This is a genomic window from Deinococcus aerius (assembly GCF_002897375.1).
Taxonomy (GTDB): Bacteria; Deinococcota; Deinococci; order Deinococcales; family Deinococcaceae; genus Deinococcus; species Deinococcus aerius.
Genome location: NZ_BFAG01000006.1, coordinates 83,014 through 106,593, shown reverse-complemented (window position 1 = coordinate 106,593; position 23,580 = coordinate 83,014). Strand labels below are relative to the sequence as shown.

Here is a 23,580-nt window from a genome sequence, read left to right as displayed (position 1 = left end):
GGAGGCTCTATGGCCCTATCTGGAACGTCCGCCGACGCCTACCGCCGCATGACCCGTGGGGTGGTGCTCTCCACCCTCTACATGGCCTGGCACGAGGGCCTGACCGACCCGGCCAACAACCGCACGCTGAGCCGCACGGTGCTCGAAACGACCCTCACCATGCGCGCGGCCATGCCACCCCGGGAGGACCTGACCCGGGCGGTGGACTGGCTGGAGGGGGCCGGGTACGTCGAGGTGGAGTGGGGCATGGATGACCGCACCACCTATGACTGCGTCAAGCTCACCCAGAAGGGCATTGACCTCTACGAGAACCGCAGGGCGGCGCAGGTTGAGCCGGGCATCGCGCTGCCGCCCCGCAGGTAGCCGTGGATGAGCGGCAGCGGGACGCGGCGTTGAGAGACGTGGCCGATCAGGTCGATGCCCTGCAAATCACCACCCTGACGGGGCTCCAGAAGCTGGAGCTAGAGCTGGGCTACCTGCGGCGCTGGACGGCTCCGCTCATCAGCATCCTGGCCGTGCTGGTTGCGGTCTCGCTGATCATCAGCATCAGCACGCTGGTCGCCCTCAACCTGAACCGGACGCTGATTCACCAGATCGACCAGGAGAGAGGGTCGCTCCAGGCGCCAGCGACCCCGGGCGGCCCGTGAGTCAGGAGGGCAAAGTGGATTACGACATCAGCGCCCTGCTGCGCCCGAAGTGCAAGGTGTGCAGCTCCTCCATCCGGCAGGGCATCGACCTCCGGCTGATGGGGAAAGAGGTGGATGAGGAGTCGGGCGAGCGCCTCAGCTATGAGGAGATCATCGACTGGGCCGCCGCGCACGGCCTCCAGATCAGCAAGGCGGGGTTGTCCCGCCACAAGGGTGACCACCTCATGCCCGACGTGCTCGGGGCCATTGAGGCGCAGCGCCAGGTCGAGGCCATCGCGCAGGCGACCGGCCAGGTGCTCGGCATGGAGACGGCCTTCCTCAACATGCTGGTGAACAAGGCGATCCGGGCGCTTGACGGGGCGAACCTCGACCTCACGCAGAAGGGGGCCATCGGCGGCGTCGTGCGGGCCATTGAGACGCTGCTGAAGGTGAAGAAGACTGAGGTGGCCTTCAGCCGCGAGAAGGTCAAGGAAGCGGGCAAGAAGCTCGCCAGCACGGGCCGCAACGCGGGCATCAGTGAGGAAACCCTCCAGGTCATCCTCCGCGACGTGTACGGCCTGATCGATGAGGAGCCCCCGGCGGATGACCCTGAACCTGCCCCAACCGCCTGAGACGGCGCAAGCGAAGGCCCTGAAGCGCAAGGGCATCCTCATGCCGTATCAGAAGCGGTGGGTGAACGACAGCAGCCGCTTCAAGATCGGCATGTGGAGCCGCCAGACGGGCAAGAGCTTTGCCAGCACGCTCGAATACTCGATCATGTCCGTGCGCCAAAAGGACAAGTTCATATACATGTCCAGCGGTGAGCGGCAGGCACGGGAGCTGCGGGACAAGGCGAAGATGCACCTTACGGCGCTGCGGCTGGCCGCGCAGGACATTGAGGAGCGCGAGGACATCTGGCAGTCCCCGGACAGCGGCGAGGAATACAAGCTGCTGGAGATCAGCCTGCCCAACGGGAGCCAACACCTGTTCATCCCGGCCAACCCGGACACCGCCCGCGGCTTCTCCGGGCACGTCTTCCTGGACGAGTTCGACATCCTGCTCAAGAACCGGGAAATCTGGACCTCGCTTTTCCCGATCATCACCCGCTTCAAGCGTTACCGCCTGCGGGTGATGAGCACACCCAAGCTCCAGGGCCAGTTCCGCGACCTGTGGGACCGGGCCTACGACGACGTGAACGGGCTGGCCCTACCCGGGGAGTGGTCCGCCCACAAGGTCAACATCCTCGACGCGGTGGGCGAGGGGCTGGATGTGGACCCCGAGCAGCTCCGGCGCAGCATCAACAATGAGCTGGCCTGGGAGCAGGAGTTCATGCTCAAGTGGGTGGACGAGGACACCGTCTTCCTGCCCTACCAGCTCATCGCCTCCTGCGTGCAGGCCGGGGCGACGGTCGAGTTCCCCGGCAACCTCGCCAATCTCACGGGCGAGGTGTACATCGGGGTGGACATCGCGTGGGAGCGGCACCTCTTCGTGGTCTACGTGGTCGAGCGTGTGGCGGGCCGGACCTGGACGCGGGCGATCATCCGCCTGAAGAAGCCCAGCGTGGCGGAGGCCCGCGGCCTGGTGTTCGGCCTGATCCCGCTCGCCCGCCGCGTGTGCATCGACGCGACCGGCCCGGGCGAGCAGATGGGCAAGGAGGCCCGCGAGGCGTTCGGCAGCAAGGTGGAGGCGATCAAGTTCAACGGGGCCGTGAAGGAAGACCTGGCGGTGACGCTCAAGCGGGCCTTCGAGGACCGCAGCGTCGCCATCCCCGACGACGAGGACCTGCGCGAGGCGCTGCACGCGGTTCGGATGCAGCGCACGGCTTCCAACCACATGCGGTACGACGCGGCGGCCACCGACAAGGGGCACGCGGACGAGTTCTGGGCGCTGGCCCTGGCGCTGCACGCGCAGAGCGTGACGCCGACCGGCGGGATCATCACCCTATGAGGAGGGCTGCATGGACGCACCGAACCTGACGGCCCTCGTGCAGGACCAGATGGGCCAGATCGCCAGCATCTGGCAGGCCGAGTCCGACGCCCGGCAGGCCATCGGGGGTGGAGGCATCGAGGCGATGATCGCCCAGCTCTTCCCCGGCGTGGACACCAACCTGTTGAAGGCGAACAAGGACGTGCCCAACTTCCTGCAGCAGGGCGTGACCCGGTACGTCCGGGCGCTCACCCGCGGGGAGCTGAACTGGGAGTGGGAGGGCGAGGGCAGCGAGCCGGATGAGGCGGTCTCGCCGGGTGCGTTCCTGAACTCGCGCGGGCGCGACCTGGTGCAGGACGCGACGACCGACGCCCTCGTGAGCGGGAAGTTCGCCTACTTCCCCCACGTCACGGCGGACGGACGCTTCCGGGTGACGACCCTGGCGGGCTTCCTGTGGCCGATCTACGAGCCCGGCGACGTGAGCGAGGTCCTGGGCCTGCTCCAGATCACGTCGGGCAAGGTGGGTGACAAGGTCCTGTACGAGGTGCGGCGCTACTCGCCGGGGCTGCTGGAGGTGTATTCCGGCCTGGAGGAGTGGGGCAAGTACGCGGCGAAGACGCCGGAGTCCTACCCGCAGGCCGTGAAGGACCGGCTGCCCGTCGCCTTCCGCATCGTGGGCCGCGACTCGGACCGGCTCCCCGAGGGGATCGCGCAGACGGCGGTGCCCGCCTTCCGCCGGTTCCTGAAGTTCGCCGTGCTGCTCGCCTTCATCGCCACGCGCGGCGGCTTCGAGGAACGCCTGGTCAAGAGTGACCAGCTCTTCCAACTGGCAAAGGACAACCCGAACCACCCGCTCCTCAAGGAACTCAAGAAGGTGGGGGTGAACGTGGTGCGGCTGCTCGACGGCGGCGGCAGCTACGAGCGCCTCGACCCGGTGGTCCTCTCCGAGTACCGGGACCAGGAGGCCGCGGCGCGGGCCGACGTGCGCGACGCCATGAACATGCCCGACACCGGGGGCGACCTCTCCGGGGACGCCCTCCAGGAGAAGCGCGAGGCGTACACCGAGTCCGTCGAGAGCATCGCGGCGAGCATCGGGGACGCCCTGACCGAGACGCACGAGCTGGGGGCGGCGATGAAACCGGCGGAGCTGCGGCCCGGCTACCGGGTGACGCTGGAACCGCGCTTTACCCGGGACGTGATGAACGAACGCAAGATGCTGCTGGAGGAGTTCAAGGCCGGGCTGCCCCGCTCCGCCTGGCTCTCCGGGCTCCAGTCGCTGGGCGTCTCGCAGATTACCCAGGCGCACATCGACGCGGCACTCGCGGAGGAGGACGCCCTGGCCCCGCCCCGGGTTGAGGGCGCATGAGCGACCGGGTGATCGAGCGCATCCTGCGGGACCTGGAGAAACGTGGGAACGTGCTGGAGGCGCAGGCCATCCGGGCGGTCGTGCGGCTGTACGGCAGCCTCGACCTCGCGGGGCTGATCGCCCTGCTGCGGGCGGCCACCGAGGAGGACAGCCCGCTCGCCCGTGCGCGGTACATGGACCGGCTGATGGAGGCGTGGGACGTGGCCGCCGGGATTCTCGGGGAGGCCCCGGACGACCTGGCGCAGGCGGTGCGCGGTGCGGTGCAGAGCGGGATCACCGGCACGGCCGAGATGTTCGCGGCCTCGCAGGTCGTCACGGACGCCTTCACGGTCCCGGCCACGCTGCAACTCCGGTACATGCAGCACGCCGAGGCACGGATGCGGGAGTTCTGGGGGGGCGAGCCGCCTCAACTGCGGAAGGAGGTGCAGGCGGCGATCCGCGACGGGCTGGAACGCGGGCAGGGGATCGACCAGATTACCCGGCGTATCCGGGACCGCGCCAGCGTCAGCCGCTCGCGGGCCACGCTGATCGCCCGGAACGAGGTGGGCAACGCCGCGGGCTTCGCCATGCGCGAGAGTCAGAAGGAGGCGGGCTGCACCCACTACATCTGGCGCAGCGCCTCGGACGACCGAGTGAGGCCCGAGCACAAGGCGCGGAACGGGAAGGTGTTCGCCTGGAACAAGCCGCCTGCGGACGGCCACCCGGGGGAGCCCATCAACTGCCGGTGCGTGGCCTTGGCGCTCCCGCCCGGGCAGACCACAGCCTGACCCTCACGGGGCGGTCACAGGTGGGTAGATACGCTGGCCCATCATGCGAAACCTCCTGATGGTGGGCCTGCTGGCCCTGTTCACGTCCGGCGCGGCGATCACGACCGATCAGGTGGTCAAGGCGTTTGCCGCCGCGAAGCTGGAGGTGAAGACGCCGAAGCGGATGGGACCGCAGGATTACGGGGTCGCGCCCTACGTTGGGAAGGGCGTGCGCTTCCTGATTCCCTCGCTGGGCGCGGACAACGGGGGGCGGATCTTCGACGTGCCCAACGCGGCGGAGCGTCGGCGGCTGGCAAACACGTACATTGACCTTGGCAAGCAGAGCGCCCTGTTCTACTCGTGGGTGTTCGTCCACAAGAACATCGTGGTCCAGATCAACGGGGACCTGCCTGAGGCGCAGGCGCTGAGGTACAAAGAGGCGCTGCTCAAGCTCCGGTAGCCCTACAGCCCTGTAGGCGCCGCGTCCGTCCCCCACGCTAGCCTGTCAGCATCCCGACCTGAGCGAGAAGCACCCGCCGCGCACCCCCGCCCACCCGAGGCGGGGGTGCGCCGTCTGGTGGGCCCGGTTCCCGCCTCAGATTTCCCTTAATTCAAGGCAGCGCATTCCCGGGTGGTATCCCACACCCTTCCCGCACTCCGAGGGGCCTTCACGGGCCTCTGAGTGACTTCTGGCCCCGGAGGTCCCCATGACGGCACCCGAACCCAACCCCAAGCCCGCCGACGCCCCCGCGACGACGGAGACCCCGAGCCCAAACGCCCCGGCCTTCGTCGATCGGTCGGCGGCCCGGGAGATCGCGCGGTTGACCGGCCTGCTGGAGGCCAGCGAGGCGAAGAACACGACCCTGCAACAGCGCGTGCAGGACCTGGAGGGACAAGTGGACAGCACGAAGCAGCAGGAGATGGAGCAGCGCATCGCCGCCCTGGAGGCCGAGAACGGCACCCTGAAGGGCGAGAACGAAAGCCTCAAGGGTGAGGCGGCCCGGAGCACCCAGCTTGCCGCCCTGGCGGGCAAGGTGCGCGACCCGGAGGCGGCCCTGCGGCTGCTGACCGATGACCTGAAGGACAAGGACGGCAACCCCGATGTGGAAAAGATCATCGGGCGCTACGCCTTCCTCGCCCCCGAGGGCGTGAGCACGGCCACCGCGCCGAACGGCGGCGGCGGCCTGCAAACCTCGGCCCCCACCAACCTCGACCGCGCGGTCGAGAGCAAGGACGCGACCGCGATCAACGCCGCGTTCGACGCCGAACTGAAGGGAGCTGCTAGCTAATGGCGATCACCGTTTCCGACCCCACCATCTGGAGCGCCCGCATCCTGGGCTACCTGACGAAAACCTTCGTGTTCGGCGCCGCCTTCACCAACCGCAACTACGAGGGCGAGATCAAGGACGCGGGGAGCACGGTTCGCATCCTCCAGGTCGGCGCCGTGAGCGTGCAGGATTACGCGGGCAGCGTGAGCGCCCCCGAGACGCTGTCCGACAGCGCGATCACCCTGACGATTGACCAGCAGAAATACTTCAACTTCATCGTGGACGACGTGGACGCCCGCCGCAGCGTGCTGCAACTCATCGACGAGGGCAGCAAGAACGCGGCTCAGGCGATCAGCGACGTGCGGGACCAGTACGTCGCGGGCTTCCACAGCGCCATCGACGCGGCGAACACCTACGGCAGCGACGCCACGCCCATCGTGATCGGCTTCGACGCCGGGCAGGTCACCCCCTACGACGCCTTTCTGGAGCTGACCCAGAAGCTCGACGAGGCGAACGTGCCCACGGTGAACCGCCGGGTCGTGCTGCCGCCCTGGTTTATCCGCGGCCTCAAGGCGCAGTTCGGGGCGCGGGCGACCAGCCTGGGCGACAACATCACCGAGAACGGCTTCGCGGGCCAGGTGGACGGCGTGGCCGTCTACCAGTCCAACAACGTCGCCAACGTCGGCGGGGCGAAGTTCAAGGTGATGATCGGCATCCCGGAGATCACCTTCGCGGACGCCATCGTGAAGACCGAGACGCTGCGGGCACAGACCGCCTTCGGCAACATCGTGCGCGGCCTGCACGTGTACGGCGCGAAGCTCACCCGGCCCAAGGCGATGGCCCTCGGGACCTTCAACAAGGGCAAGCTCAGCAAGTAAGGGGGGCTGACCGATGACGGACAGGAACAGCGGATGGTTCCGGCACCGCCGCAGCGGCCAGGTCTTCGAGGCCGAGGGCCATCAGTACCGCGAGGCCCTGAAGAACCGGGACCTGGAGGCGGTGGACGGGCCCGGCGAGAAGTCCGACGAGTCGCCCAGCTCCAAGCTCGTCGCCCTGCGCGAGCGGGTGACGGCGGCGGGGGCGGAGTGGACCGCCGAGGACGACGAGGAGGCGCTGAACGCCCGCCTGGAAGATCGGGCAAAGGTCCTGCGGGCCGAACTCGATCAGCTCGGCGTCCGGCACCTGCCCAACTGGCGGCCCGAGACGCTGGCCCAGAAGCTGGCGGAAGCGCGGGCCAGCCGCACGCACGTCCAGACGACCGACGACGCGGCGGCGGGGTAGCCCATGACTGGCCCCACGTCCCCCACCGACGCGGCGGCCTGCCTCGCCCTGGCCCAGCGCCAGATCGGCGACCCCGGCGACTGGACGCTGGAGCAGTGGACTGATCAGCTCGCCGAGGACGGGGTCACCCGGGGTGACCCGCCCCAGCTCCACTACCGGCCCTACCGCACGGCGCTCGCCTACCTGCTGCGGCCCCAGGTCAAGGCCCGCAGCGAGGGCGACGTGTCCGAGCAGTATGGCGACACGGCGGACCTCGCCGCCCGACTGCGCGAGCTGGACGTGGAGTGGGTGGCGCACCGCCTTCCCCCGGAAAACGGGGCGGGGCAGGAGGCGTGGGACAGCCGGATCGACTGGGGGAGCTGGTGACCCGGCCCCAGCTTGGCCGGGTGCTCCCTGAGGAGGTGACGCTGCTCCAGCGGGTGGAGGGTCCCGCTGGGGAACTGGGGGAAAGCACGGTCACCTACGTGGCCGGACCCGCCTGCGAGGCCCTGGTCACCCCCCTGACCGCGGAGCAGGCCGTCAAGGCCGGGCTCACCACCCACGTGGCCCGCTGGCGGGTGCGGCTCCCCGGTGGCGTGGCCCTCACCCCGGGGGATCGCCTGCGCTTCCGGGGCCGGGACTGGGTCGCCGTCACCGTCGCGCTGTACCGGAGCTACACCCGCGTGATCGCGGAGGGGGTGGGCGGATGAACCTGCCGAACACCCGCCGCCTGGTGCTCCAGGTCGCCGAGCAGGCCGTCGCCCAGGCGGCCCAGCGGCTCCGCAACGAGGTGGTCGAGGAGCTGTCGCGTCCGGGCAGCGGCCGGACGTATGGCCGCCACGTCGCCAGCGCCCCCGGCGACCCGCCCGCCGTAGACACCGGCCGCCTGCGGCAGAGCATGACCGCTCTCCAGATCAAGCGCGGGCACTGGCGGGTGGGCACGAATGTCGAGTACGCGATCTACCTGGAGTTCGGGACGCGGCGAATCGCCCCGCGCCCCTTCTTCCGGCCCGCCGTCGCCCGGCTGAGGAGATGACGTGAAAACGAGAGATCAACTCAAGGCGGCGCTGGAGGCGCTGAAGGGGCTGGAGGGGGCGACCGTCGTGCTGCGCGGCAAGAAGGCGCCACCCGAGGCGGCGCGGCTCGTGGTCCTGGACCACATCGTCAGCACGCCCATCGGCACCTACGAGGCCGACAGCGACCAGGTCGTCGTGCAGGTGGGCGCCTACGCCGAAGCCTACGACGGCGCCCTCGCCCTCGCCGAGGAGGCCCACGCCTTGCTCGACGCGGCGGGCTTCCTCCGGCAATCCGACCGCCCCGCCCCCTTCGACCCGGGAGACGCCCAGCGCGGTGTTCTCACTGACTACACGAGGTAAGACATGGCAAGACCCCGCAAAGGCAAGGGCACGAAGATTCGTTGGGCTGTTCTGGCGGCTGGGAGCACCGCCCGCCCGTCCTCGCTGGCCCTCATCACCGGCGTGCAGACGAGCGAGATCAAGGGCACTCAGGAGATGGACGACGCTCCCGACACCGACTACGAGAGCGCAACTGACCCATGGCGGGACGGAGATAGCGTCAAGCAGCTCGGGTGGACGATGAGCCTGAGCGCGCACGAGTTGGAGGACACGGCCCAGGCGGCGCAGCTCGTCGCTCTGTGGAACGCCTGGGCCGCCCGCCAGCCCATCTGGATCGAGCGCCTCAAGCCCGGCGCGACGAAGTGGAAGGGCGGGAGGGCCATCATCCAGGACCCCACGGAGCCTGTCCCCAACGATGGCGAGATTCCGTTCTCCTGCAACCTTCTGGGCCAGGGGGCCATCATCGAGACCGCCGACACCCCCTGAGCATGGAACTCCTTACCCGCGAGCAGCGCGGTGGGGAGCCCGTCGCCTGCGCGTATGGCTGCCGCGTCCTGCCGGACGGGCGCGTGCGCGCAGGGCTCCTGTTCGCGCGGGACGGGCTCGGCGCACCCCTCCTTTGGATCGACCCACAAACGCAGACTTCCTATTTCCTCGCCCTGCCCCCCGATTTCCGGGACCTTGATGAGGACGGGTACGGCGAGAACGAATTCCTGGAGCCCGCATGACCCAGCACATCGACATCATCGGGGCGGCGGCCCGCCCCGTCCGGCTGACGCTGACCGAGGAGGCCCGCGAGGAGCTGCGGAAGGCGGGACTGGAGAACCCACCCGCCGACCTCGTGTTCTACATGCAGGAGCTGAGCGAGCGCCAGCGTGAACGCTTCACGCGGGAGAGCCAGAGCCTGAGCGAGAACGACCTGCTGCTCACCGTCATGCGGCGCACCGCCGCCCCCGGCACAGACGAGCGGGCTCTGGCCGAGATGATCCGCGATATGCGGCCCACCCAGCGGGCGCAGTTCCTGGGCGCCTACGGGAACGGGGGGCTGGTGCCGGACCCAAAAGCGACGGCGGGCGCGGTGGCCCGCATGACGGCGGAGATGACGGATCGCCTCCTGGGACAGTTGGGGAGCGGCGAACCCTCGCCCTCCTCGCCCGCTACTACGGAATAAAGCCGTGGGAGGTCGAGCTGCTGAGCAAGGCCAAGCTCGCGGCGCTGCTGGCGGAGTTGGGGTACATGCGCTTTCTCGCCGATCTGCCCCTGCTCAAGCGCAACTTTGCCGAGCTTGGCCCGCGGGGCTGGCGGAACCTGGTCATGGGGAACCGGGGGGAGCACGCCGAGCTGGTTGACGAGGCGTGGCCGATCTACGTGGAGGAGTACGACCTCGTGGAATATCGGCCGACCATTCCGATGGACGCCGCCCGGGAGTACCTCGCCGCCTTCAAGGCCCGGCGCCTGCCGCGCTGGGTGCAGGACTTCGCGTTGACCAGAGAGATCAAGCGCGCGGCCCGCCTGCCGAAGAGAGGTGACCAATGACGTTGAGCGGCGGCGGGGCGGGCGGGGCGGTGGACACCGCCTATGTGGACGTGACGGTGCGCCACAACGGCGAGCAGTCCATGCGCGAGCTGGAGACCGAGATCGAGCAGGGCGGCACCCGGGCCGGGGAGAAGGGTGGCTCCGCGCTGAAGGGGGCGATGGGCAACGCCCTGGGCGCCCTCTCCGGGATGGCCCTCGCCGCGGGGACCGCCGTGGCGGGCGCGGTCGTGGCCGGGATGGGTGCCGCCGTGGACATCGCCTCGCAGGCCGCGCAGGGTCAGCGCGAGTTCCAGGCCCAGCTCGGCGTGACCGCCACCGAGGCCGAGAAGCTCGGCGAGGTCGCCAAGCGGGTGTTCGCCAACAACTGGGGCGACAGCCTCGCCGACGCCCAAAACGGCGTGCTCGCCGTGCGCCAGCAGCTCAAGGGCCTCTCGGACGATGACCTCCAGCGGGTGACCGAGGGCGCCTACTCCATCAGCGACACCTTCGGGAGCGAGCTGCCCGAGGTCGCCAACACGGTCAAGAGCCTGATGGGCGACATGGGCCTCTCGGCCCAGGAGGCACTGGACTTCATCTCCCGCGGCTTCCAGAACGGCCTGAACGGGTCGGACGACTTCCTGGATTCCATCCGCGAGTACGCCCCCCAGTTCAAGGAAGCCGGGTTCAGCGCCCAGGAGATGTACTCGGTCTTCGAGACGGGCCTGAAGGGCGGTGTGCTGGGCACCGACAAGGTGGCCGACCTGGTCAAGGAATTCCGGGTTCGCATCCAGGACGGCAGCAAGACCACGTCGGACGGGCTGAAGCAGCTCGGCATCGACTCGGACGCCCTCGCCAAAAAAATGGCGACCGGGCAGGTCAGCGTGGCCGACGCTTTCAACCTGGTCATCGGGAAGCTGAAGGCGACGAAGGACCAGAACACCGTCATGCAAGCGGGTGTGGCGCTGCTGGGCACCCAGTTCGAGGACCTGGGCCAGAAGGCCGTGCTCGCCATCGACCCGGCGAAGCGCGGCATGAAGGACCTGGAGGGCGCGACTGCCCAGGTGAACGAGCGGTACAACACCCTGGGCTCGGTGTTCCAGGGGGTGTGGCGCCAAGTGCTCCTGCAACTGGAGCCGGTCGGCAAGGAACTCCTCGATCTGGCAAACGACGCGATGCCCGCCATCAAAGAGGCGCTCTCGCAGGTGGGGCCCGTCGCCTCGACCGTGGTGCGCTTCCTGCTCGACGGGTTCCGGCAGGGGCGGGAGGCCGTGGGCAGCGTGGCGCCCGTGTTCCAGACGGTGTTCGGCGTCCTGCGCTCGGTGGCCGCCCAGGTGCTGCCCTACGTGATGAAGGCGCTGGGGGACCTCAAGCCCGTTGTGCAGTCGCTCGGGCCGCTGTTCTCCGCCGCATTCAACCTGGTCGCCCAGCTCTGGAAGACGGTGTTGCAACCGGCCCTGCGGGACATCCTGCCCGTCGTCTCCAGCGTGTTCGGGGCAGTCGCGGCGGCCGTGCGCGGGGCCATCGGCATCGTAACGGGAGTCATCAACGCGGTCGTGGCCCTGCTGCGGGGTGATCTTCCCGGCGCGGTGCGGGCGCTCGAAGGGGCGTTCGAGGCGGGGGTCAAGGGCGCCGTCGCGGTGTTCCGCAACCTGGGCGCGGGTGTGCTGAACATCATCCGCGCCGTCGCGCCTCAGATGTACGACGCCGCGAAACAGGTCGTCGCCGGGCTGCTGCGGGGCATCGAGCAGGGGGCGGGCCAGGTCGTGCAGGCGGCCCGCAACCTGGCGGGTAACGTGATCGACGGGATCAAGGCGCGGCTCCGCATCCAGTCGCCCTCGAAGGAGACCTACATCCTGGGCGAGCACGCCGTCACCGGCTTCGCCAACGGGATCGAGAAGACGACCCCCAGGGTGCAGTCGGCCGTCGCGGGACTCACCGCGACCGTCCTTTCGGAGACCGAGAAGGCCCAGCAGGCGCTGGAGAAGAGCATCTCCTGGGACGCCTGGGTGAAGGGGCTGCGCTCCGCGACCCAGGCCCAGCTCCAGCACGCCCAGGCGCAGGCCCGGAGTGCCGGGGACGCCGACCGCTATAACGCGGTCACCGCCGAGCTGACCCGCAGGCAGGACGCGGCAGCGGCGGCGACCCAGCGGGCGACCGAGGCGGCCCAGCGGCTGCGGCAGGAACTCGCTGACAACCGCGCCCAGATTGCCCAAGGCGAGGCGATGGAGCGCTACCTGCAGGGGTTGCGTTCGGCGACCCCCGAGCAGCTCGCCCACGCGCTGGCGACGGCCCGGGCGGCGGGGGACATCGACCACTACAACGCGATCAAGAGCGAGCAGGCCCGGCGCACCGACGCGGCGACGGCGGCGAGTGACCGCGCCACCGAGGCCGCGCGGCGCGAGGCCGGCCAGCTCGCGCAAAACCGTCAATCCATCGCCGACACGAAGGCCGAGGAGGCATGGCGCCAGAGCCTCGCCGGGCTGACCGATGCCCAGATTGCCCAGGGGATCGCGGCGGCCGAGGCGGCGGGCAACGTGGGGCACTGGAACGATCTCGTCGCCGAGCAGCGGCGCCGGGCCGACGAGGCGGCCCAGTCGGTGAGCGACCTGGTCGATCAGGAAATCCGGCTGTCGAATGCCCGCTACCAGAACACCCAGGGGGCCACCGACAGCGCCTACCGCCTCTCCTACGGCGCCGGGGACGAGGGGCTGATTCGCAGCCTGGCGGGGGTGACGGGGCGGACCATCGCGCAGGTCCGCGACGACGTGGAGGGCGCCCTGGCCCAGGTGAAGGGGTTCAGCTCGGAGACGGCGGGCATCATCGAGCGCGTGTGGTCGGAGGCCCTGGCCCACCGCCGCGAGGTGGGGGCGGCGGAGCGGGCCGACGCAGAGGCGACCGCCCAGGCCGACCAGCGGGCCTACGGCGAGACGAAACAGTTCATCCTGGACACGCTCTCGACGCAATCGGATGCGGGACTGCTGCGGCTCTACGACGAGGCCCACGCGCGGCGCGATGTCGAGGTGATGACCGCGGTGACGGCGGAGATCGCCCGGCGCACCGAGGAGCTGAACGCCCGCATCCTCGCCAGCGATCAGGACACCAGCCGCGCCCGTACCCAGGCCATCGCCGAGATTTACCGCGCCGATCAGGAGGCAGCCGACGATGCGGCGATCACGGTGGATTCCCTCACCGGGCAGATCGCCGAGCTGATCGCCCAGGGGCGCGACCCCACGAAGAGCGGGTTCGTCGACTGGCTCGACGAACTCATCCAGAAGGGGGGGCTGGCGGGCGAGGCGGCGGCCTACGTCAAGGCCAACCTCGACAACCTCATCCAGACGGCGAAATTCAACGCGCACGTCTCCGAGCCCCTGGGCGACCCCTCAGACGCCCGCCCCACCCGGGCGGCGCCGGAGGTCGTCACGCCGTCGGAGGCACGGCCCACCCCCGCGGCCCCGATGACCCCCTCCCTCGCTCGGGGCAGTCAGGCCCCGCTGACCCAGGAGCAACTGGACTGGCAGGCGAGCGTCCGGGCGAAACAGGCGCTCGACGCCTACCGCGAGAGCCTGAGGGGGGCAACCGGCGAGGAGCTGGAGCGGGCGCGGGTGACGACGCTCGCCAGCGGGCAGCAGGACCTCTACAACGCCGTACTGGACGAGAGCGCCCGCCGGGCGAGGGCGACGGCCGACACCCACAAGGCGTGGGCCGACAACCTCGACCGCCTCGCCCAGGGCGAGTGGGTCGCCGGGCTCAAGCAGCTCAGCGACAGCGAGTTGCAGGCCGCGCTGGAGGCGGCCCGCGCTTCCGAAAACGTCGCCCAGTTCAACTCCGTGCTGGCCGAGATCAAGGACCGCCAGGTCAACGTCACCCTCAACGTGATGGGGATGGAGACCGGGCTGAAGAAGCTCGACTTCTTCAAGTCCGCGCTCCAGGGCGTCGTGGACCTCATCAGCAAAACCTTCGAGGAACTCGTCAGCGGCGCCGAGGTCACCGCGAGCGGCGTGGTCAAGAGCATGGCGATCATGGCCCTCGGCATCGTCAAGCAAGTGGCGATTGCGGTCGCCGCCTACGCCGCGCAGATGATCGCCCAGGCGCTCGTCGAGAGCACCGTGCCGGTGATCGGTTGGGGCAAGGCGGCGGCCACCCTCGCGGTCGCGGCGGCCATCGCGGGCATCGCGGCGGGGCTCCAGGCCCGGCTGTCCCAGCAGGCGAGCGAAGCGAGCAGGGCCAGCTCGGCGGCGGCCTCCTTCAGCAGCGGCACGCCGGGCAGTGCGGGTGGCCCCGACAACAGCAGCGTGACGATCCCCACTTCGCAGGTGACCGTGATCGCCGCGCCCGAGTGGGTCGCGCAGATGGGCAACCACATCGACCGCATGGGGGCGTACATCACGCGCCTCGTCACGGAGGGCATTCATGTTCAGATCGACGCTCCGCAGGGCAGCCCTGGCGCTGGTCGCAGCCTCGGCTGGGACCTGGGCACTGGTCGCCTGTAACCCGGCTCCAGCACCGGGCGACATCGTCTACCGCACCACGAAGGGAGGGCCGCCCTTGGCCTGGGAGCTATCCGTGTGGCCCGCCAACAAGAGCGGCGCCCCTACTGTCACCCGCAACACCGACGCCGTGCGCGGCATCGACGACGGCTTTGAATGGCAGCTCACGCCCTATGGCGGGACGGTGCAGCTCCGCGTTGCGGCCCTGGGGGCGCGGCTGCGCCTGCCGCCCCTGGGCATCGTGAAGTTCACGGTGAATGGTGAGTCCGCGTTCTACGGCCAGGTCCCCGACCCTTCGCACCAGAAGCAGCAGGACGTGGAGGAGCAGCTCGTGCTGGGCGGACGCGAGGTCCTGCGCCGGGCCTTGATGGACGGGAAGGCGTACCGCGATCAGGGCGTGTTTGCCATCGTTCGGGACCTCCTGGGCCGCCTGTGCCCGCCCGGCGTGACCTACGATCCGGCACTGATCGGGAACGGCTCAGGCACGGATGCCGGGCCGTCCCTCTCGACCTACTACGCGCCGACCTCGGACCTCGCCACGGCGCTCAACACGCTCGCCAAGGCGGCGGGCGTCCAGTGGGATGTGGACGTGCAGGGCCGCGTCTTCTTCGGGCGCCCTCAGCCCGCCGCCCTGACTGTCGCCTACGCCGGGAAGGGCTGGGGGCGCCTGCGGGTACAGGGGCGCGAGACGGTCACGCGGGCCGTTCTGCGGGTCGTGACGGCCCCAGCGGGGCTGGAGGGCGGTGCGGTTCGGTTCGGCCCGTCCGGCGTCCCAGCCACCGTGACCGTTGTTGCCCAGCATGCGCAGCACGACCTGTACCGGGCCGAGAGGGCGGTCGAGCCGCCCGAGGGTGTCGCGCTCATCGCGCCCCAGCCCCCTGAGCGGTGGGTCACGCGGCCGGAGAACGTGGACGGCACCGCCGCGCTGGACAACGACCCCACGACCTACACCGCCGTCGCGCTGGGCACGACCCAACGCGCTGTCGAGCTGGAGAGCGCCCTGGGCCGCCCGGTGGGTGTGGAGGTGGAGTACACGCTCCCCAGCGTGGAGAATCTGCCCTCGGGCGCCTACGCGCTGCGGTTGGAAGTGGGCGACGCCGAGGCGATCCTCTCCCTCCAGGCAACGGCCGAGCGCCGGACGCTGCGGCTGATCCTGCCCCCGGACGCGGGGACGGCGGGCACCTGGCGGGCCCGGCTGCTGCTGGGCGCGACGCTCGCCGTGCAGACCGCCCCGGCCACCGAGCTGCGGGTGTACGCCGTGCGGTTCCTGGTGGTTGACGAGGCGGCCTCGCTGCGGGTAGCCCAGTCCTTTCTTCAGCTCCCCTTCGCCACACCTGCGGAGGTCACCCTGCCCGGCCTCGTCGCGCCCACGCCCACGCTGACTGTCACGGGTTCACCGGACGGCGACGTGACCGGCGCGACGGGACTGTGGGAGTACCAGTACACCCGGGATAACCGTGGGGTCACGCTCGCGCGGCTGGGCAGCGACGGGCAGAGCGACACGGCCCGCGCGATCAAGTTCGCGGTGCAGGGCCGGTGAGGGGCGACCGCTTCATCCTGCGCGGCCCCGGCAACGCGGTGCTGCGCGAATTGCAGCGGGCCCGGCCCCGCGAGCGGCGGGTCGAGTACGCCGAGCGGCTGATCTCCAGCGTGGACGGCGGCACGCCGGAGTTGGCGGGCAGCGGGGAGCGGCTGCCGGGACCCATCGAGATCGACTGCTCAGTCGAGCCCCCGCCCGGGGTGTGGTGGAGCCGCACGAGAGCGGCCCGCGAGCTGGGCCGATTCCTGGCGGACGTGGAGCAGACGGTGCGGGTGACCTTCGGTGACCTGTCCCTGCCGGTCTGGCGGGTGCGGTGCGTCTCGCGCCAGGGCACCGAGCGGGGCTACCGGCTGACGCTGCGGCTGTACTCCGGGCAGCACGAATTCCAGGACGCCACCGGCCTCCCGGTGCCGCTCGCCTAAGGAGGGCTGAAGCATGGCGAAACTGCTGAAAATGACCCGCCGCGTTCAGCTCCCGCCCGGGGCTACCGGGGGGCGCTGGCGAGTCGTTTACCACGAGAATCTGATGACGGCCTGGGGCATCTCGGGCGGCGAGTACGAGGGGCCGCTGAGCGGTCCAGACGCGGATGGCTCAGGCCGGGCGGCGCTCCTCGCCGAGGGGACGGGTCCGGCCCAGTTGCACGGCGCGGACCCCGGGGATGCGCTCGTGCTCGTCACGCTCACCATCTTCCCGTCCGGTGGGAATAAAAACTTCATCCCCTTCGAGATCGTCGGCCATCCCCGGGACACCGGCGCGGGGGAATGGGACCTCAGCCTCTACGGGGCTCTGCCGGGCCAGGTCTTCATGAACCCGGTGCAGGTGGGCAACCTCATCGACGCGACGAAGGCGGCCCGGGACGCCGCTGCCGTCGCCCAGGGGGCAGCGGCCGACCTCAGCACCGAGCGCGGCAAGATCGAGGCATTAAAAAGTGACCTGACGACCCGGGCGGCGGGCATCACGGCGATCAAGGCGATCAACCGGCCCAACGCCACCACGGACACCGGAGTTGGTGTGGCCTGGGGGGTCACGGACCGGAACGGGCGCTCACCGCTCTACGTGGACACCAACGGCGTCGTGCGGGCCGTGCGGGCCATCTTCGCCTCCCTGACGGTCGTGAACTTCTCGGCCTCGGGCACCTTCTCGGCCCAGCGCCTGAGCGCGGATCAGGTCACGGCCAACACCCTGAACCTCGGCAGCGGCAATCTCCGGGTCGTGACCAACTACGGCGAGGTCGCCTGGGGGGTCTCGGACAAGTTCGGCCGGATGCCGATTTACGTCTCCAGGGACGGCATCACCCATATCGCCAAGCCCGACTTCTCCCCCACGCGCGGCATCGCCATCTGGGGGGATGACCTGGCGGAAGGCATGGGGGACACCGGGTACGGCAAGAACGCGCCGCAGGGCGTGGCCTCCCGGGTCGCGCTCTCCCTGAGCCGCCCCGTCGTCAACCTGGGCATCGCCAATCAGACCACCATCGATGTCGCGGCGCGGTTCGGGGCGCTCAGTCGCCTCGCCACCTTCAGCGTCACGACGGCGGCGCCGGACGGTTCCGTGTTTACCCTCACGGCGCTGGACCCCGACCGGTCTCCCCTCCTGAGCCAGTGGGGGCGCCAGCAGACCGGGCGGCTCATGGGCGTGCCGGGCACGCTCACGCGCGGCGGTGAGGGACAGGCGGACGTGCTGACCAACCGCACCGGCTACTACACCTTCACGCCCTCGGCCCCGACCCCCAACGCCTTCGAGGTGGCCCGGGGCAGCGTGACGTGGGTGCCGGACAATCCGTACCGCAACTACACGACCGTCATCTTCGTGGGCCGCAACAACATCGACCGCATCGGCATCGACGCCACCCAGCGCGAGCTGTACGGGCGCGACCTCGAAGAACACGTCCAGTACATCGTGGACAGCTTGCAGGGGCGCCACGAGCGGTACGTGGTCGTCGGGTTGCTGAACAGCAAAACGGAGGTGTACGGGGCCGGTCTGGAGGCCATCCAGGGTTTCAACGAACGGCTCGCCACCTCGTTCGGGGCGCACTACCTCGGGCTACGGCGCGTGCTGTGCCGCAACGCGGACGGCACCTGGCGGGCGGACGGCTCGCCTGATCCGGCCCGCATGGCGGACAACACGCACCCCAACGCGCAGGGGTACGCCGACATCGCGGCGGCGCTGACCGCCTTCATTCAGGAGAGGGGTTACTGAGATGCCCAATACCGCTCAACTCTTCCAGCTCCCCGACGACACGGTGTTCCCGAATGACCTCCCCTCCATCCTGCTCGACCCGCTGGACGCGCCGGGGGTATTGCTCATTCAGGATTTCGCCAACCGCGAGTCGTTTCCCGATGGCCGGATCGGCGTTCAGGGGAGCGCCAACCCCAGCTACGTCTACAACCTCGCGCGCAACCCCTACGCGCTGCCGAGGGGAGCCACCTGGGACGGCAAATTTGTCGGCCCGGACGGTTCCATGATCTACGACGGCAAGGGCGTCAAGTTCACCCGCCCGAACGGCGACACGCTCACGGACAGCTTCGCGTCCACCGGGGACAACGGCTTCCTGACCGGCATGAGCGGCAAGGACTTTCTCTACATCATCTGGGCACGCATCGGGGCGCGCGTCAATCAGAAATACCAGCAGATCGCGGCGGTCGGCGGCAACGCCAATCTCTCCACCGACCCCAACGCCTTTGCGGTCTACCTGTCCGATAAGGCGGTCTCCCCCGACTTCATCGGCGTGTTGCAGGTCTGGAGCCAGAACGGGACCAAGAACGAGATCGGGTTTCAGCACACCGGGCAGGGACTCGTGCCCGGCACCCTCGTCCAGCTCGCGTTTTTCCTCGACTTCGGCACGACCAACACCACGCTCAGGATGTACCGCGACGGCGCCTTGATCCGCACCACGACGGTCAACGGCATGACCGCCCTCCAGAGCAGTCCCAACGCCCTGATCCTGGGCGGTCAGAACGCCATCCAGGGGGACGCGACGATCTATCGCCACCTGTTCGAGCGCATCGACCTCTCGGGGCGTGATCCGCTGGCCGTCGTGCAGGCCGACTACACCGCCAACATGGGCCGGTTCTAAAGGAGGCACTCAGGCGATGCCCTACACCAACCTCGAAATCATCCAGGGTCGGCCCTACATCCTCCTGCCGGGGGGGCAGCGTCTCGCCGTCGTCGTGGACATCGCCAACTCCTCGCAGGGACTCGGCCTGATCGCCCCGGACCTGTCCGGCTCGGCGGGCGGGAACAAGGTGCCCATCGCGTACACGGGCGGCACGGTCGGTAACTTCGTCATCGCCACCGGCCCGACGACAGTTGTGGACGCCGATCCCACCATGAAAACGGCGCTCCGCAACAACCCCCTGATGCTCAAGGTCGCCAACGGGGACTACCGCTACCTCTTCGGCGCACTCCCCATGCCGGGCATCACGGCGACCGAGGCCGCCTTCCAGAACGGCCTCAGCGCCCTGATCGCGCTCGCCGTGCCCGCCACGCCCGGCGCCCAGAACTGGGTCGCGTTCTGGGGGAACCGGCCCGATGCCATCAACCCGACCCTCGATCCCAAGGTCTTGTACTACGAGCTGGGCCGGGTGGCCGGTGTCGGGCAGATGCTCGCCGCGCCGCAGGCCCCGCTGGGGGACGACACGCCGGATACGCCGGTCGGCACCTACTTCGAGGACTTCCACACCCTCGCAGACCAGGCCAGCCCCGATCCCGCCGTGCTGGCCCCGCTGTGGGCGGCGCCCGGAACCGGCGTCACGCTGAAATACTCGGCGGCGGACGCGGCTCTCGTTCAGACGCTCACCGACGCGCCGCGCCGCGCCTGGCAATACACGCCTGCCGGGCAGTTCGTGGACGGCACGGTTCGGTCGCTGGTGACCGCGCGGTACGGGACGACCGGCAAGCAGCTCCGCGCCTTCCTGGGCCTCGGCGGGACCGCCGGGCAGGAGGTCGGCCTGATGGCCTTTCTCACGCCCTCCGTCACGGGCGGCACCGCCGACTTGCAGGTTCAGTTCTACAACTGGGTGAACAATGCGGGGGTCACGACGGTCCTGGGTCTGGTCAAGAACGTCCTGCCGACCGCGATGGTGGCAGGCACCCGGTACGCCATCGACTTCCAGCGGGCCAACCAGGGCGAGACCCTGCGGGCACGGGCCTTCGCCTACGATCCGGCAGCGGCGGTGCCGGACTGGCAATACACCAACACGACAGCCCTCCCGGCCAACGCGCCGCGCGGCGCCGGGTACGCCGGGTTCTACAACGCGGGCACGGGCGACTCCGGGGTGACCCGCTACCACTCCATCAGCGTTTCCGTGGGCGACAAGCCGCTGAGGATGGCATGACCTCCCCCTCCACTCCCGCCGCACCGTACTTCCTGACGTGGAGCCGGGAAAAGGGGTATCACCTGCGGCTGGAGACCCAATGCACCATCTTCGTGAAGCAGCCCGGCACGTTCCGCACCTTCACGTCCAACGGCAAGGACCCGGACGTGCTGCTGTGGCTGCCGCCCTGGGGCCTCGTCCCGCGCCGGTTCTACGACGCCATCGTGAACCCCCCGCCGCCGACCCCCACGCTCCCGGTGCGCGAGGCGGACAGCTTCATCATCAACGCGACCGTGACCGCGCAGACCATCGACCCCGGCTACCGGTACATCTCGCATGACCCGACCAAACCGGTGTTTGACGTGCGGGGGGCCAACCTCGTCGGATGCGTGGCCGTGCCCGGCAAGCCCATCATCATCGAGTCGGCAGGCGGCCACGTGTTCGGCGGGTGGGGGAACCGTCTCCAGATCGAGTACGTCGAGATGCACATGGCGAACCCCAACGTCAACGGGCTCGTCAAGGGCCGGGCGGTGAATCTGGACGGCGGGCGGCACCTGATCTTCCGCTTCAACGAGGTCAACGACACCTCGGGCATCTACATCGCCCACAACGGCAACGCGGACGGCTACCTCGCCTACAACGGCGACCGGGGCAGCGATCAGTTCATCGTCCGCTTCAACCGCGTCAAGAACATCGACGGGCGCAAGAGCGACGGCAAGGGCAGCTACGTCAGGTCCAACACCGGCACGACGCACTCGGACGCGAAACGCTGGAACCCCGCCTTTACGGGCGAGAAAATCGACGCCAACAAAACCCCCGAGAACTTCTCGCCGAGCGGCTGGCAGCCGCGCCAGTTCGTGCAGTTCAACCGCATCATCCGTCACCCGTCCATCGACGTGTCGGACAACATCGTCATCAACACCCCGGGGGAAAGCCGCGTCGAGGACAACATCAACCTCTACGGCGGCAGCGGGGGAACGCAGGCCAACCCCGCACAGATCAAGCGCAACTACATTCAAGGCGCCTGGGGCTGGGACTGGAACTTCGTCCCGGGCGTTTCCACGAAATACGACAACTCCAACCGGGTCACATTGAACGCCTACGGCTATCAACTGGTGGGGGACCCCAATTTCAAGTACAGCGGGTCGTGCATCATCATTGACGAGTTCGATCACAACGTGTGGGCCAACGCCTCGCACTACACCCAGATCGAGGACAACTATTGTGTCGGGCACCAGCTCAACGCTTACCTGGCCTCATTCCTCCAGATCAACCGCAACCGGAACTACATGCTGACCCACTACGACGCGAACACGCCCTTCACCTACGAGTGGTCAGGCTTTTTCGTCCAGAAGAACAACAGCATGGTCAATGACAACGGCGTTTCCCGCCCGCTCCAGGCGGGGATCGCCTACGACGGGAATATCCGCTTCTTCGGTGACGGCACCAGCCGGTCATCACCGGACACGGCCGGGGTAGACCCGGCCAAGCGCGGTCCCAACAACGACTTCCGGCCTGGGATTGCCCCCGGCACGGAAGGGGCGCTGCTGGCCGAGTACCAGCAGGTTCAGGCGGGACGGGGCTACGTCGCGGGAATCCCGGCGGACCGCAAGTACACACCAACCTGAAGGCGCCAACGGCCCCTTTCTACGGAGACCCTATGGCCCTCGACCCTACCTTCAACGCCTACGCCGCAGCCGTCTCGGCGGCCTCGGGCATCGTCGCCGCCGGGATGCACTGGACCACCGTGGCGAGCAGTCACGCCCCCCCGCCGCCCCGGCGTCAGCTCGCCGCGCAGCTTGTCCGCACCGCCGTCGTCGGGCTTGCCACCTGCGAGGTGTTGCGGAGGCTGCCGGTGCAGCTCGACCTGGTGCCCGTGCTGGTGATCGCCGCCGTCGTCGGCAGCACCTTGGGGCCGCGCGGGCTGTGGTGGCTGTTGCTCTCGGCGCTGAGCCTGCTCAAGCGCGCGGTGCCGCTCCTGAGCAGCATCCCCGACCCGCCCGCGCCGGACCCGCCGGAGCCCCCGCCCCCCAAGGAGGCCAAGGATGCCTGACCTGACTGCTCTCGCTGCCCGCTGGGACGCGGCCCTCAACGGCGCCCTCCTCCAGGATGCCCAGGTCGGCTACCTCCTGCTGACCACCCTGCGGGTGCTGGTGGCTTGGGCCGCGTGGCGGGCGCTCCAGGCGCTCGGGCGCTGGCTGGCGGTCGCGCTCCCGCCCCCGCGGACTCCGGCCAATGTTCTGTACTGGGCGCGCTGGTGGGTGTGGCTGCGGCTGCGCGAGTATGCCCCGCTCAAGGTCGGCGTCACGGCGTCCGCCGTGCTGCTCGTACTCCAGATTCCGGCGGGCGTGAGGGGCGTCCGCAATGTACTCACCCCCGCCTCGCTGGGATTCTCGCTGGCGCTGCTCCTCCTGCTGATCGGCCTGGCGCAGCTCCTGAACTCCCTCGCCCGGCGCATCGCCCACCCCGCCGATCCGTAATCCGCCCGTCTCCCGGACGCGCCCGCCCTGTGTGGGCGCGTTCTTCGAGGTGCCCATGACGAACCCCCAGCCCCACACTCCCCGCCTCATCGTCCTCGACCCCGGCCATGGGAGTACGCCCGGCGTGCTGGGCTACGACCCCGGCTGCTGCGACGGCCCCCGCACCGAGGCCGCCGCCAACCTGGAGGCCGCGCTCACGCTCAAGAGCCTGCTCGTCGGCAAGGGGTTCCGGGTCGTGCTCACGCACGACGGCAACGACGGCCCGAAGCCGGACCTCTCCTGGCGAGTCAGCATGGCTGCTCGCCTGGGCGCGGCAGCGTTCGTGAGCCTGCACTACGACATGGTGTTCCCCGATGCCCGGCACCTCTCGGGCGTGTACTACGCGCCCGGCGAGGCGAGCAAACGGCTCGCGGACGCCCTGCTGCCCGCCCTGCGGACCTGCACGGGCCAGTGGTGCAACCCCAGCAACTCCAGCCGCTTCAACGGCCTCTACATCGACTCTTTTCCCGATGCCAAGCCCTCCGTCCTGATCGAGCTGGACTCCCTGCGGCACGCGCCCCCAGCGGGCACCGCCGGGCGGGAGGCGCGGCTGGCGTTGCTGCGCCCCATCGCGGACGTGCTGGCCGCGTCCATCCGTTAGGTCCGTCGCGCCTACCTGGGCGCTGTCAATCCGCCCTCTCGCAAAGCTCCATCGA

General features: G+C 69.4%; 28 protein-coding genes. All 28 read left to right on the top strand.

Annotated features, from left to right (window positions below; translation table 11 throughout):
* Window positions 1-9: 9 nt before the first annotated feature.
* Complete coding sequence (locus DAERI_RS09985; RefSeq protein ID WP_103129273.1) at window positions 10-363, top strand: helix-turn-helix domain-containing protein; 354 nt, start codon at window positions 10-12, stop codon at window positions 361-363.
* 2 nt (window positions 364-365) lie between these two features.
* Window positions 366-647 (top strand): hypothetical protein, encoded by a 282-nt coding sequence (locus tag DAERI_RS09980; RefSeq protein WP_133162004.1) that lies wholly within the window; start codon window positions 366-368, stop codon window positions 645-647.
* A 14-nt stretch (window positions 648-661) separates the two neighbouring features.
* Entirely contained in the window at window positions 662-1,258 is a 597-nt protein-coding gene (locus tag DAERI_RS09975) for a phage protein Gp27 family protein (RefSeq protein ID WP_165794147.1), read from the top strand.
* On the top strand, window positions 1,230-2,573 hold the full coding sequence (locus tag DAERI_RS09970; protein WP_103129271.1) for a terminase large subunit domain-containing protein: 1,344 nt from the start codon (window positions 1,230-1,232) through the stop codon (window positions 2,571-2,573). Before DAERI_RS09975 ends, DAERI_RS09970 begins: the two co-directional genes overlap by 29 nt.
* 10 nt (window positions 2,574-2,583) lie before the next feature.
* On the top strand, window positions 2,584-3,918 hold the full coding sequence (locus DAERI_RS09960; protein WP_165794146.1) for a hypothetical protein: 1,335 nt from the start codon (window positions 2,584-2,586) through the stop codon (window positions 3,916-3,918).
* The gene (locus tag DAERI_RS09955; RefSeq protein WP_103129270.1) at window positions 3,915-4,685 is read left to right on the top strand and encodes a minor capsid protein; all 771 of its coding nucleotides are present in this window, start codon (window positions 3,915-3,917) and stop codon (window positions 4,683-4,685) included. Before DAERI_RS09960 ends, DAERI_RS09955 begins: the two co-directional genes overlap by 4 nt.
* 43 nt (window positions 4,686-4,728) lie before the next feature.
* Window positions 4,729-5,124: a hypothetical protein gene (locus DAERI_RS09950; protein ID WP_103129269.1), complete on the top strand. Its 396-nt coding sequence runs from the start codon at window positions 4,729-4,731 to the stop codon at window positions 5,122-5,124.
* Between the two features lie 247 nt (window positions 5,125-5,371).
* Window positions 5,372-5,953, top strand: a complete 582-nt coding sequence (locus tag DAERI_RS09945; protein WP_103129268.1) for a hypothetical protein — start codon at window positions 5,372-5,374, stop codon at window positions 5,951-5,953.
* Window positions 5,953-6,810, top strand: coding sequence for a P22 coat protein - protein 5 domain protein (locus tag DAERI_RS09940; protein WP_103129267.1), 858 nt, complete (start codon window positions 5,953-5,955; stop codon window positions 6,808-6,810). Before DAERI_RS09945 ends, DAERI_RS09940 begins: the two co-directional genes overlap by 1 nt.
* 13 nt (window positions 6,811-6,823) lie before the next feature.
* Entirely contained in the window at window positions 6,824-7,213 is a 390-nt protein-coding gene (locus tag DAERI_RS09935; RefSeq protein WP_103129266.1) for a hypothetical protein, read from the top strand.
* 3 nt (window positions 7,214-7,216) lie between these two features.
* Window positions 7,217-7,579, top strand: a complete 363-nt coding sequence (locus tag DAERI_RS09930; RefSeq protein WP_103129265.1) for a hypothetical protein — start codon at window positions 7,217-7,219, stop codon at window positions 7,577-7,579.
* A complete protein-coding gene (locus tag DAERI_RS09925) occupies window positions 7,576-7,902 on the top strand; it encodes a head-tail adaptor protein (protein WP_165794145.1) in 327 nt (108 codons plus the stop codon). Before DAERI_RS09930 ends, DAERI_RS09925 begins: the two co-directional genes overlap by 4 nt.
* A complete protein-coding gene (locus DAERI_RS09920; RefSeq protein WP_103129264.1) occupies window positions 7,899-8,228 on the top strand; it encodes an HK97 gp10 family phage protein in 330 nt (109 codons plus the stop codon). Before DAERI_RS09925 ends, DAERI_RS09920 begins: the two co-directional genes overlap by 4 nt.
* A gap of 1 nt (window position 8,229) precedes the next feature.
* A complete protein-coding gene (locus DAERI_RS09915; protein ID WP_103129263.1) occupies window positions 8,230-8,568 on the top strand; it encodes a DUF3168 domain-containing protein in 339 nt (112 codons plus the stop codon).
* A gap of 3 nt (window positions 8,569-8,571) precedes the next feature.
* Entirely contained in the window at window positions 8,572-9,033 is a 462-nt protein-coding gene (locus DAERI_RS09910) for a hypothetical protein (protein ID WP_103129262.1), read from the top strand.
* Window positions 9,034-9,035: 2 nt separating this feature from the next.
* Window positions 9,036-9,275: a hypothetical protein gene (locus DAERI_RS09905; protein ID WP_103129261.1), complete on the top strand. Its 240-nt coding sequence runs from the start codon at window positions 9,036-9,038 to the stop codon at window positions 9,273-9,275.
* Window positions 9,272-9,718 (top strand): hypothetical protein, encoded by a 447-nt coding sequence (locus DAERI_RS09900; RefSeq protein ID WP_103129260.1) that lies wholly within the window; start codon window positions 9,272-9,274, stop codon window positions 9,716-9,718. The genes DAERI_RS09905 and DAERI_RS09900 overlap by 4 nt, the downstream gene beginning before the upstream one ends.
* Window positions 9,719-9,783: 65 nt before the next feature.
* Entirely contained in the window at window positions 9,784-10,083 is a 300-nt protein-coding gene (locus DAERI_RS09895; RefSeq protein WP_103129259.1) for a hypothetical protein, read from the top strand.
* The gene (locus DAERI_RS09890; protein WP_103129258.1) at window positions 10,080-14,552 is read left to right on the top strand and encodes a phage tail tape measure protein; all 4,473 of its coding nucleotides are present in this window, start codon (window positions 10,080-10,082) and stop codon (window positions 14,550-14,552) included. The genes DAERI_RS09895 and DAERI_RS09890 overlap by 4 nt, the downstream gene beginning before the upstream one ends.
* Complete coding sequence (locus DAERI_RS09885) at window positions 14,473-16,089, top strand: hypothetical protein (RefSeq protein WP_133162003.1); 1,617 nt, start codon at window positions 14,473-14,475, stop codon at window positions 16,087-16,089. The genes DAERI_RS09890 and DAERI_RS09885 overlap by 80 nt, the downstream gene beginning before the upstream one ends.
* The gene (locus DAERI_RS09880) at window positions 16,086-16,511 is read left to right on the top strand and encodes a hypothetical protein (protein ID WP_103129256.1); all 426 of its coding nucleotides are present in this window, start codon (window positions 16,086-16,088) and stop codon (window positions 16,509-16,511) included. The genes DAERI_RS09885 and DAERI_RS09880 overlap by 4 nt, the downstream gene beginning before the upstream one ends.
* A gap of 13 nt (window positions 16,512-16,524) precedes the next feature.
* Window positions 16,525-18,288, top strand: coding sequence for an SGNH/GDSL hydrolase family protein (locus DAERI_RS09875; RefSeq protein ID WP_103129255.1), 1,764 nt, complete (start codon window positions 16,525-16,527; stop codon window positions 18,286-18,288).
* Window position 18,289: 1 nt separating this feature from the next.
* A complete protein-coding gene (locus DAERI_RS09870) occupies window positions 18,290-19,165 on the top strand; it encodes a hypothetical protein (RefSeq protein WP_103129254.1) in 876 nt (291 codons plus the stop codon).
* A gap of 16 nt (window positions 19,166-19,181) precedes the next feature.
* The gene (locus DAERI_RS09865) at window positions 19,182-20,426 is read left to right on the top strand and encodes a hypothetical protein (RefSeq protein ID WP_103129253.1); all 1,245 of its coding nucleotides are present in this window, start codon (window positions 19,182-19,184) and stop codon (window positions 20,424-20,426) included.
* Window positions 20,423-22,033: a hypothetical protein gene (locus DAERI_RS09860; protein ID WP_103129252.1), complete on the top strand. Its 1,611-nt coding sequence runs from the start codon at window positions 20,423-20,425 to the stop codon at window positions 22,031-22,033. The genes DAERI_RS09865 and DAERI_RS09860 overlap by 4 nt, the downstream gene beginning before the upstream one ends.
* A gap of 32 nt (window positions 22,034-22,065) precedes the next feature.
* The gene (locus DAERI_RS09855; RefSeq protein ID WP_103129251.1) at window positions 22,066-22,458 is read left to right on the top strand and encodes a hypothetical protein; all 393 of its coding nucleotides are present in this window, start codon (window positions 22,066-22,068) and stop codon (window positions 22,456-22,458) included.
* Complete coding sequence (locus DAERI_RS09850) at window positions 22,451-22,885, top strand: hypothetical protein (RefSeq protein ID WP_103129250.1); 435 nt, start codon at window positions 22,451-22,453, stop codon at window positions 22,883-22,885. Before DAERI_RS09855 ends, DAERI_RS09850 begins: the two co-directional genes overlap by 8 nt.
* 55 nt (window positions 22,886-22,940) lie before the next feature.
* A complete protein-coding gene (locus DAERI_RS09845; RefSeq protein WP_103129403.1) occupies window positions 22,941-23,525 on the top strand; it encodes an N-acetylmuramoyl-L-alanine amidase family protein in 585 nt (194 codons plus the stop codon).
* The last annotated feature ends 55 nt before the right edge of the window (window positions 23,526-23,580 follow it).